General features: G+C 57.2%; 7 protein-coding genes. All 7 read right to left on the reverse strand.

Annotated elements, in window-relative coordinates:
• Positions 1 to 116: 116 nt before the first annotated feature.
• Entirely contained in the window at positions 117 to 488 is a 372-nt protein-coding gene (gene rpsL, locus AAFM31_RS17300; protein ID WP_080048726.1) for a 30S ribosomal protein S12, read from the reverse strand.
• Between the two features lie 144 nt (positions 489 to 632).
• On the reverse strand, positions 633 to 4832 hold the full coding sequence (rpoC, locus tag AAFM31_RS17305) for a DNA-directed RNA polymerase subunit beta' (protein ID WP_341709127.1): 4200 nt from the start codon (positions 4830 to 4832) through the stop codon (positions 633 to 635).
• Positions 4833 to 4896: 64 nt separating this feature from the next.
• Complete coding sequence (gene rpoB, locus AAFM31_RS17310) at positions 4897 to 8967, reverse strand: DNA-directed RNA polymerase subunit beta (protein ID WP_341709128.1); 4071 nt, start codon at positions 8965 to 8967, stop codon at positions 4897 to 4899.
• Positions 8968 to 9182: 215 nt separating this feature from the next.
• Complete coding sequence (gene rplL, locus AAFM31_RS17315; protein ID WP_341709129.1) at positions 9183 to 9554, reverse strand: 50S ribosomal protein L7/L12; 372 nt, start codon at positions 9552 to 9554, stop codon at positions 9183 to 9185.
• Positions 9555 to 9626: 72 nt separating this feature from the next.
• Positions 9627 to 10127 carry a 50S ribosomal protein L10 gene (gene rplJ, locus AAFM31_RS17320; protein ID WP_104739869.1) on the reverse strand — a complete coding sequence of 167 codons (501 nt, stop codon included), beginning with the start codon at positions 10125 to 10127 and terminating at the stop codon, positions 9627 to 9629.
• Positions 10128 to 10345: 218 nt separating this feature from the next.
• On the reverse strand, positions 10346 to 11041 hold the full coding sequence (rplA, locus tag AAFM31_RS17325) for a 50S ribosomal protein L1 (protein ID WP_341709130.1): 696 nt from the start codon (positions 11039 to 11041) through the stop codon (positions 10346 to 10348).
• Positions 11041 to 11361: 50S ribosomal protein L11 (rplK, locus tag AAFM31_RS17330; RefSeq protein ID WP_341709131.1), on the reverse strand; the 321-nt coding region annotated here is incomplete at its 5' end. The genes rplK and rplA, both read right to left, overlap by 1 nt.

The raw sequence follows: 11361 nt of genomic DNA on the forward strand, positions 1-11361 counted from the left end.
CGCTACACGACGTCTTGGCATGATAAGCCCTCAAACGGTCTTCAGGTTAGCCCGGAACTGTAACGATCTGGTTACGTCCGACCTTACTCTTATCGACTCTGATAAATGAATTAGGATTACTTCGGACGCTTGGCGCCGTACTTGGAACGACCCTGCTTACGATCTTTAACACCAGAGGTGTCCAGAGAACCGCGAACAGTGTGGTAACGCACACCTGGCAAGTCTTTTACACGGCCGCCGCGAATCAGAACGACGCTGTGCTCTTGCAGGTTGTGACCTTCACCACCGATGTAGGAAGAAACTTCGTAGCCGTTGGTCAGACGAACACGGCAGACTTTACGCAGAGCCGAGTTCGGCTTCTTCGGCGTAGTGGTATACACGCGAGTGCACACACCACGACGCTGCGGGCAGTTCTGCAGGGCCGGCACGTCGCTCTTTTCAGCAACGCGCTTGCGCGGCTTGCGAACCAGCTGGTTGATTGTTGCCATCTAGCAAACTCCACTGATGTCGGTAAGACATAGTTAATAAAAAATGGCAGGACGAAGCGCCCCGCCAATTTTAGGGGTACGGAATTCTATAGATCCCACCCCCTGTCGTCAAGGCGCCCGATCCACTGAAGACCGGGCCTTCCTTTAACCTTCGCTTGAGTTCAGCGCGTCAGACAGAGCCTGCTCGACTTCACTCGCGCTCACTTTGACCGGCTTGTCGGCCATACGCTGACGCTTGCGCTCGGCGTGGTAAGCCAGACCGGTACCAGCCGGAATGAGACGACCTACGACCACGTTCTCTTTCAGGCCGCGCAGGTGATCGCGCTTACCGGTAACGGCAGCCTCGGTCAGAACCCGCGTGGTTTCCTGGAAGGAAGCCGCAGAGATGAACGACTCGGTCGACAGCGACGCCTTGGTGATACCCAGCAGTACGCGATCGTACTTGGCCGGGAACTTGTCCTGCGCGACCAACTCAGCATTCTCTTCAAGCACCTGGGTCAGCTCGACCTGATCGCCCTTGATGAAGCTGGAGTCGCCGGAGTCGGTAATCTCGACCTTACGCAGCATCTGACGAATGGTCACTTCGATGTGCTTGTCGTTGATCTTTACACCCTGCAGGCGGTAAACGTCCTGAATCTCGTTGACGATGTACTTAGCCAGCGCACTGACACCCAGCAGTCGCAGAATGTCATGCGGGTTGCTCGGACCGTCGGAGATAACTTCACCCTTGGTAACCTGTTCACCTTCGAACACGTTCAGGTGACGCCACTTCGGAATCAGCTCCTCGTACGGATCGCTACCATCGTTCGGGGTAATGACCAGACGACGCTTGCCCTTGGTCTCTTTGCCGAACGAGATGGTACCGCTGATTTCCGCCAGAATAGACGGCTCCTTCGGACGACGCGCTTCGAACAGGTCGGCAACGCGCGGCAGACCACCGGTGATGTCGCGGGTCTTGGACGTTTCCTGCGGAATACGTGCAACAACGTCACCCACGTTCACCTTGGCACCGTCGGACAGGTTGACCAGTGCGTTGGCCGGCAGGAAGTACTGGGCCGGAACATCGGTACCCGGGAGCAGCAGTTCCTTGCCGTTGTCGTCAACCAGCTTCACCGCCGGACGGATGTCCTTACCGGTAGCCGGACGATCCTTCGGATCCATGACCTCAATATTGGTCAGACCGGTCAGCTCGTCAGCGGTACGCTTGATGGTAATACCTTCATCCATACCGAAGAACGCGACGGTACCAGTGATTTCGGTAACGATCGGGTGAGTGTGCGGATCCCACTTGGCGACGATCGCGCCAGCGTCCACCTTGTCACCTTCCTTGACCGAAATAACCGCACCGTAAGGCAGCTTGTAGCGCTCACGCTCACGGCCGAATTCATCAGCAATCGCCAACTCACCGGAACGGGAAACCGCAACCAAGGCACCATCAGCGCGCTCAACGTGCTTCAGGTTATGCAGACGGATGGTACCGCCGTTCTTGACCTGAACGCTGTCAGCAGCGGAAGTACGGCTCGCCGCACCACCGATGTGGAACGTACGCATCGTCAGCTGAGTACCCGGCTCACCGATCGACTGCGCTGCGATGACACCGACAGCCTCACCGATGTTGATCAGGTGGCCACGCGCCAGATCACGACCATAGCAGGTAGCACACACACCGTAGTGAGTGTCACAGGTAATCGGCGAACGCACGATCACTTCGTCGACGCTGTTCTTCTCGAGGAACTCAACCCACTGCTCGTCGATCAGAGTGCCGGCGGCTACGATGGTTTCGTCGCTGCCTGGCTTGAGAACGTCACGAGCGACCACACGACCCAACACGCGCTCACCCAGCGGCTCAACAATGTCACCGCCTTCAATGTGCGGAGACATCAGCAGGCCCTTGTCGGTGCCGCAGTCAGGTTCGGTAATGACCAGATCCTGGGCAACGTCTACCAGACGGCGAGTCAGGTAACCGGAGTTCGCTGTCTTCAGTGCGGTATCGGCCAGACCCTTACGAGCACCGTGGGTCGAGATGAAGTACTGGAGTACGTTCAGACCTTCACGGAAGTTCGCAGTGATCGGCGTCTCAATGATGGAGCCATCCGGCTTGGCCATCAGACCACGCATACCTGCCAGCTGACGAATCTGGGCGGCGGAACCCCGCGCACCGGAGTCAGCCATCATGTACATGGAGTTAAAGGACTCCTGATCAACCTCTTTGCCCTCGCGATCGAGCACGCGAGTGGTCTTGAGGTTGTCCATCATGGCCTTGGAGATTTCGTCGTTGGCCTTGGACCACAAGTCGATGACCTTGTTGTACTTCTCGCCCTGGGTTACCAGACCGGAAGCGTACTGGTCTTCGATTTCCTTAACTTCTTCGGTCGCCTCATCAATGATGCGCGCCTTCTCGTCAGGAATGACGAAGTCGTTCACACCAATCGACGCACCGGAGATGGTGGAATAGGCGAAACCGGTATACATCAGCTGGTCAGCGAAAATGACGGTTTCCTTCAGACCCACCACGCGATAGCACTGGTTGATCAGCTTGGAAATCGCCTTTTTCTTCAGCGGCTGGTCAACCATCTCATACGGCAGACCTTTCGGCAGAACCTGGAACAGCAGCGCGCGGCCGACAGTGGTGTCGACGATACGAGTCTCGGTGGTCCAGCTTTCGTCCTTGTGCTTGACGGTTTCGGTGATACGCACCTTGACCATCGCGTGCAGTTCAACCTGACCACTGCGGTACGCCATCTCAACTTCGTTGACGTTGGAGAAGGCCATACCTTCGCCCTTGGCGTTGATGCGAGTACGAGTCATGTAGTACAGACCCAGTACCACGTCCTGGGACGGCACGATGATCGGCTCGCCCGACGCCGGCGACAGGATGTTGTTGGTGGACATCATCAGCGCACGCGCTTCCAGCTGGGCCTCAAGGGTCAGCGGAACGTGTACAGCCATCTGGTCACCGTCGAAGTCGGCGTTGTAGGCCGCACAAACCAGCGGGTGCAGCTGAATTGCCTTGCCTTCAATCAGAACCGGTTCGAACGCCTGAATACCCAGACGGTGCAGAGTCGGTGCACGGTTCAGCAGAACCGGGTGTTCGCGGATGACTTCAGCCAGGATATCCCAGACTTCCGGCAATTCGCGCTCGACCATTTTCTTGGCGGCCTTGATGGTGGTCGCCAGACCACGGTGCTCCAGCTTGCCGAAGATGAACGGCTTGAACAGCTCCAGAGCCATCTTCTTGGGCAGACCGCACTGGTGCAGACGCAGGGTCGGACCTACCACGATCACCGAACGACCGGAGTAGTCTACGCGCTTACCGAGCAGGTTCTGACGGAAACGACCCTGCTTACCCTTGATCATGTCAGCCAGGGACTTCAGCGGGCGCTTGTTGGTGCCTGTGATGGCACGGCCGCGACGACCGTTGTCCAGCAGCGCATCAACCGACTCTTGCAGCATGCGCTTTTCGTTGCGCACGATGATGTCCGGCGCAGCCAGATCGAGCAGACGCTTCAGACGGTTGTTACGGTTGATGACGCGACGATACAGATCGTTCAGGTCAGAGGTCGCAAAGCGGCCACCATCCAGCGGGACCAGCGGACGCAGGTCCGGCGGCAGCACCGGCAGAACGGTCATGACCATCCACTCCGGCTTGTTGCCGGACTGGTCGAAGGCTTCCATCAGCTTCAGACGCTTGGACAGCTTCTTGATCTTGGTCTCGGAAGTGGTCTGCGGAATCTCTTCACGCAGCTTGCCGATTTCGTGCGCCAGATCCATAGAGCTCAGCAGCTCGTAGACAGCTTCCGCACCCATACGGGCGTCGAAGTCATCACCAAACTCTTCCAGCGCTTCGAAGTACTGCTCATCGTTCAGCAGCTGACCTTTTTCCAGCGTGGTCATGCCCGGCTCGATGACAACGTAGCTCTCGAAATAGAGCACGCGCTCGATATCACGTAGGGTCATGTCCAGCAGCAGGCCGATACGGGACGGCAGCGACTTCAGGAACCAGATGTGAGCAACCGGAGAGGCCAGCTCGATGTGACCCATGCGCTCACGACGGACCTTGGCCAGCGCGACTTCAACACCGCACTTTTCACAGATCACACCGCGGTGCTTGAGGCGCTTGTACTTGCCACACAGGCACTCATAGTCCTTCACTGGGCCAAAGATCTTGGCGCAGAACAGGCCGTCACGCTCCGGCTTGAAGGTACGGTAGTTAATGGTTTCCGGCTTTTTAACTTCGCCGTAGGACCAGGACCGGATCATCTCCGGGGATGCCAAGCCGATTCGAATGGAATCGAACTCTTCAATCTGTCCCTGGGACTTGAGCAGGTTCAATAAGTCTTTCAAGGCCTATACTCCTCGCAGTGTCTCAAGGGCGGCGCTCGCCGCCCGAGACGTGGGCAGTTGGTGGTTATTCGGATTCCAGTTCGATATCGATACCGAGCGAACGGATTTCCTTGACCAGTACGTTGAAGGACTCGGGCATGCCGGCCTCCATGCGGTGGTCTCCGTCCACGATGTTCTTGTACATCTTGGTACGGCCGTTCACGTCGTCCGATTTCACTGTCAGCATTTCCTGCAGAGTGTAGGCGGCACCGTATGCTTCCAGAGCCCAGACCTCCATCTCCCCGAAACGCTGACCACCAAACTGCGCCTTACCACCCAGCGGCTGCTGGGTAACCAGGCTGTAGGAACCGGTGGAACGTGCGTGCATCTTGTCATCAACCAAGTGGTTGAGCTTGAGCATGTACATGTAGCCAACGGTCACCGGGCGGTCGAAAGCGTTACCGGTACGGCCATCCCACAGACGCATCTGACCGCTGTCCGGCAGGTCAGCAAGACGCAGCATGTGCTTGATCTCGCTTTCTGCGGCGCCATCGAATACAGCGGTAGCCATCGGCACGCCGCCGCGCAGGTTGTTAGCCAGTTCGATGATTTCCTGATCGCTCAGGTCATCCAGGCTCTCCTGACGACCGCCTACCTTGTTGTAGACCTCGTCCAGGAACTTGCGCAGCTCAGCGATCTTGCGCTGCTCTTCCATCATCCGGTTGATCTTCTCACCCAACCCCTTGGCCGCAAGGCCCAGGTGGGTTTCAAGGATCTGACCGACGTTCATACGCGACGGTACACCCAGCGGGTTCAGTACGATGTCGACCGGCGTGCCGTTCTCGTCGTGCGGCATGTCTTCGATCGGCATGATGACCGAGATAACACCCTTGTTACCGTGACGACCCGCCATCTTGTCACCCGGCTGGATGCGACGCTTGATAGCCAGGTAAACCTTGACGATCTTGAGTACGCCCGGCGCCAGATCGTCGCCCTGCTGCAGCTTGCGCTTCTTGTCTTCAAACTTCTCGTCGAGCAGTTTGCGACGATCAACCAGATAGGCCTGAGCCAGTTCCAGCTGCTCGTTCAGCGCGTCTTCGCTCATGCGCAGCTTGAACCACTGACCACGCTCGATACCGGCCAGGATCTCGGCGGTCAGCGCAGTACCCTTCTTCAGGCCAGCGCCGCCTTCCACGATCTGACCATCCAGCGCAGCAGCCAGACGCTCGAAGGTTGCCGTTTCAACGATACGGAACTCTTCCTGCAGATCCTTGCGGATCTCGTCCAGTTGCTCTTTCTCGATTGCCAGGGCGCGGGTGTCGCGCTCTACGCCGTCACGGGTGAAGACCTGAACGTCGATGACGGTACCCTTGGTACCAGTCGGTACGCGCAGGGAAGTGTCTTTAACGTCAGACGCCTTCTCACCGAAGATCGCACGCAGCAGCTTCTCTTCTGGCGTCAGCTGAGTCTCACCCTTCGGCGTGACCTTACCAACCAGGATGTCGCCCGGGCCTACTTCGGCGCCAACGTAGACGATACCCGCCTCGTCCAGCTTGCCAAGCGCAGCCTCACCAACGTTCGGGATGTCAGAGGTAATTTCCTCTGGCCCAAGCTTGGTATCACGGGACACACAGGTCAGTTCCTGAATGTGGATAGTGGTGAAACGGTCTTCCTGAACAACACGCTCGGACACCAGAATGGAGTCCTCGAAGTTGTAACCGTTCCAGGGCATGAACGCGACGCGCATGTTCTGGCCCAGCGCGAGCTCACCCATATCGACGGAAGAGCCGTCAGCCAGGATGTCCTTGCGAGCAACCTTGTCGCCTTTCTTCACCAGCGGACGCTGGTTGATGCAGGTGTTCTGGTTGGAACGGGTGTACTTGGTCATGACGTAGATGTCGACACCGGCCTCACCAGCTTCAACTTCGTCGTCATTGACACGAACAACGATACGGCTTGCATCGACCGAATCGATCACGCCGCCACGACGCGCGGTGACACAAACACCGGAGTCACGGGCAACGTTACGCTCCATACCGGTACCAACCAGCGGCTTCTCGGCGCGCAGAGTCGGAACCGCCTGGCGCTGCATGTTCGAGCCCATGAGTGCACGGTTCGCGTCGTCGTGCTCGAGGAACGGAATCAGCGATGCTGCAACGGATACAACCTGACGCGGCGAAACGTCCATCAGGGTGACGTCTTCCGGCGCCTTGACGGTGAATTCGTTCATGTGACGAACCGCTACCAGATCGTCAACGAGCTTGCCGTCAACAACCTTCGCGCTCGCCTGAGCGATCACGTGATCGGCTTCTTCGATGGCAGACAGGAATACGATCTCGTCGGTAACCATCGCGTCTTTCACCCGACGGTACGGGCTTTCCAGGAAGCCGTACTGGTTGGTGCGCGCATAAGTAGCCAGCGAGTTGATCAGACCGATGTTCGGGCCTTCAGGGGTCTCGATCGGACATACCCGACCGTAGTGGGTCGGGTGTACGTCACGGACTTCGAAGCCAGCACGCTCACGAGTCAGACCGCCCGGGCCAAGGGCCGACACACGGCGCTTGTGGGTAATCTCGGACAGCGGGTTGTTCTGGTCCATGAACTGGGACAGCTGGCTGGAGCCGAAGAATTCTTTGACCGCGGCAGCTACCGGCTTGGCGTTAATCAGATCCTGCGGCATCAGGCCTTCGCTTTCTGCCATGGACAGACGCTCTTTGACCGCACGCTCAACACGAACCAGACCAACGCGGAACTGGTTCTCAGCCATTTCGCCAACAGAGCGAATACGGCGGTTACCCAGGTGGTCGATATCGTCAACCACGCCCTTGCCGTTACGGATATCGACCAGCGTCTTCAGAACCTCGACGATATCTTCCTTGCTCAGAACGCCAGCACCTTCGATCTCTTCACGACCGATACGGCGGTTGAACTTCATACGACCTACGGCCGACAGGTCGTAGCGCTCGCTGCTGAAGAACAGATTGGCAAACAGCGTTTCGGCTGCGTCCTTGGTCGGCGGCTCGCCCGGGCGCATCATGCGGTAGATTTCTACCAGCGCCTCAAGCTGAGTGGTGGTGTTATCGATGCGCAGGGTGTCGGACACGAACGGACCACAGTCGATCTCGTTGGTGTACAGAGTTTCCAGGCGCGAAACCTGCGCCTTGGCCAGCTTGATGACCAGGTCAGCGGTGACCTCGGTATTGCACTCAACCAGGATCTCGCCAGTAGCCGGGTGAACGACAGGCTTGGCGATAGTGCGGCCGATCAGATAGTCAAAAGGCACTTCCAGGCTGGTGATGCCTGCCTTTTCCAACTGATTGATGTGGCGCGCAGTAATACGACGGCCTTTCTCAACGATGACCTTGCCCTTGCCATCTTTGATGTCGAAGGTAGCAATCTCACCACGCAGACGCTGCGGCACCAGTTCGAGCATCAGGTTTTCACCCTGAACCTCGAATACGTTGGTGTCGTAGAACATGTCCAGAATTTCTTCTGTCTGGTAGCCCAAAGCGCGCAGCAGAACGCTCGCCGGCAGTTTGCGGCGGCGGTCAATACGGACAAACACACAGTCTTTTGGATCGAACTCGAAGTCCAGCCAGGAGCCGCGGTAAGGAATCACGCGAGCGGAGTACAGCAGCTTGCCGGAACTGTGGGTCTTGCCACGGTCGTGGTCGAAGAACACACCCGGGCTGCGGTGCAGCTGGGAAACGATAACACGCTCGGTACCGTTGATGACGAAGGTACCGTTTTCGGTCATCAGGGGGATCTCCCCCATGTAGACTTCCTGCTCCTTGATATCCTTGATCGCCTTGTTAGAGGACTCACGATCAAAAATGATCAGGCGCACTTTAACGCGCAGCGGTACCGCAAAGGTAACCCCACGCAAAACACATTCCTTGACGTCGAAAGCCGGCTCGCCAAGGCGGTAACCGACGTATTCGAGAGCCGCATTACCCGAATAGCTGATAATGGGGAAAACAGATTTGAAGGCCGCGTGCAGACCGATATCACGGATCTGGCCCTGGCCGGCGTCAGTCTGGAGAAACTCCCGATAGGAGTCCAGCTGAATGGCCAACAGGTAGGGCACATCCATCACATGCGGCAGTTTGCCAAAGTCCTTGCGGATACGTTTTTTCTCAGTATATGAGTAAGCCATCAGCGTTCCCCAGCTTGGTCACCTGCTTGATTGGCCTCCCCGCTGCGCGGGAAAACCTGAAAATGCGTGCAAGCCCTGAGTCTTGCTCACTCCCTCGGGAGTGCGGGCGTTGTACGCCAGTTCGGCGTGATACAACGGAAAAAGGCCGGTGGCACACAGGCCACCAGCCATCAATCTGATCAGATAGAACCAGATTGTCGACGCAAGGCGCGAGCTTACTTGAGCTCGACCTTGGCGCCTGCTTCTTCCAGAGCTTTCTTGGCAGCTTCGGCCTCTTCCTTGGAAGCGCCTTCCTTGATGGTGCCAGGAGCGCCGTCAACCAGTGCCTTGGCTTCTTTCAGGCCCAGACCGGTCAGCTCACGAACTGCCTTAATTACGTTAACTTTCTTCTCACCAGCTTCGGTCAGAACAACGTCAAACTCGGTTTGCTCTTCAGCGGCAGCAGCGCCACCAGCAGCCGGGCCAGCAGCAACAGCAGCGGCAGCGGATACGCCGAACTTTTCTTCCATAGCGGAGATCAGTTCGACAACCTGCATTACGGACATTTCGGATACGGCGTTGATGATATCTTCGTTGGTCAGAGCCATGACTCTAAATTCCTGTATTGGGGACGGCTGAGCCGTCGAAAAAAAGCGTTAAAGAGAAACGGAAGACGCGTATTAAGCGGCCTCGGCTTCCTTCTGATCGCGGACTGCAGCCAGAGTACGAACGAACTTGCTGGTAGCGCCTTGAATAACGCTCATCAGCTGTGCGATTGCTTCGTCGTAAGTCGGCAGAGAAGCCAGCTTGTCGATTTCACCTGCTGCAAGGAAGTTGCCTTCGAACGCAGCTGCTTTGATCTCGAACTTATCCTGATTCTTAGCAAACTCCTTGAACAGACGAGCGGCAGCGCCCGGGTGTTCGTTGGAGAAGGCAATCAGAGTCGGGCCTACGAAAGTCTCGTTCAGGCACTCGTAATCGGTACCTTCGATCGCACGACGCAGCAGAGTGTTACGTACGACACGTACGTAAACACCGGCTTCGCGTGCTTCCTTGCGCAGACCAGTCATAGCAGCAACGGTCACACCGCGGGCATCAGCCACAACGGCAGACAGCGCACCTTTGGCAGCTTCGTTGACTTCAGCGACGATGGCTTTTTTGTCTTCGAGCTTAATTGCCACGGGTTTTACTCCTGGATTTACCATTGACCACTCTTGCGAGCGGCGTGTTTTGGTGTCTGATCCAGCCTGCACTGAATCGGGAGCACCATCTGCGTAGGTCTAGGGGATCACTCCCGGAATTTAAGGCTTGCGCCACCTACGGTCTTGGACAGCCCCCGCCATGCAGGGACCCCAATCAAAGAAGGGCGCATCGTCATCGACGATGCGCCCAAACAACATCAGATGTTCAGGGAAGCCTGATCGATCTGTACGCCCGGACCCATGGTGGTGCTCAGGGTCACGCGCTTCAGGTATACACCCTTGGAGGTGGACGGCTTGGCCTTCTTCAGGTCAGCCAGCAGCGCCTCAACGTTCTCTTTCAGCTTGGCGGGCTCGAAGCCGACCTTGCCTACGGAGCAATGGATGATGCCGTTCTTATCAGTACGGTAACGAACCTGACCAGCTTTGGCGTTCTTGACGGCAGTAGCAACGTCAGCAGCAACGGTACCAACTTTCGGGTTCGGCATCAGGCCGCGCGGACCCAGAACCTGACCCAGCTGACCAACAACGCGCATTGCGTCCGGAGAGGCAATAACGACGTCGTAATTCAGATCGCCTGCCTTCATTTCGGCAGCCAGATCATCCATACCAACCTTGTCAGCACCGGCAGCCAGAGCGGCCTCGGCGTTTGCACCCTGAGTAAAGACAGCAACGCGCACGGTCTTGCCAGTACCGTTGGGCAGCAGGGTTGCGCCACGAACGACCTGATCAGACTTACGCGGGTCAACACCCAGGTTAACAGCGACGTCAAAGGACTCTACGAACTTGACGTTGGACACTTCAGCCAGAACAGCTGCAGCTTCTTCAAAGGTGTAAGCCTTGTTAGCCTGGACCTTTTCGGCGATTGCCTTTTGACGCTTGGACAGCTTAGCCATTACACACCCTCCACGTTAAGGCCCATGCTGCGCGCAGAACCAGCGATGGTGCGCAGTGCAGCCTCCAGATCAGCAGCGGTCAGATCAGCCTCTTTGGCCTTAACGATCTCTTCCAGCTGAGCGCGGGTTACAGTACCCACTTTCTGGCTGTTCGGACGCGGAGAACCGCTCTTCAGACCAGCAGCCTTCTTCAGCAGAACGGCCGCAGGAGTGCTCTTGGTTTCAAAAGTGAAGCTGCGGTCACTGTATACAGTGATGATCACAGGAGTCGGCAGACCAGGTTCCATGCCCTGAGTCTTGGCGTTGAACGCCTTGCAGAA

Origin of the sequence: Halopseudomonas sp., from assembly GCF_038130085.1 — a bacterium.
Taxonomy (GTDB): Bacteria; Pseudomonadota; Gammaproteobacteria; order Pseudomonadales; family Pseudomonadaceae; genus Halopseudomonas.

Bases quoted from the DNA above. Each gene is read 5' to 3' on its own strand.
- rplA (WP_341709130.1), bottom strand. From the start codon at position 11,041: ATGGCTAAGCTGTCCAAGCGTCAAAAGGCAATCGCCGAAAAGGTCCAG.
- rpsL (WP_080048726.1), bottom strand. From the start codon at position 488: ATGGCAACAATCAACCAGCTGGTTCGCAAGCCGCGCAAGCGCGTTGCT.
- rpoB (WP_341709128.1), bottom strand. From the start codon at position 8,967: ATGGCTTACTCATATACTGAGAAAAAACGTATCCGCAAGGACTTTGGC.
- rplL (WP_341709129.1), bottom strand. From the start codon at position 9,554: ATGGCTCTGACCAACGAAGATATCATCAACGCCGTATCCGAAATGTCC.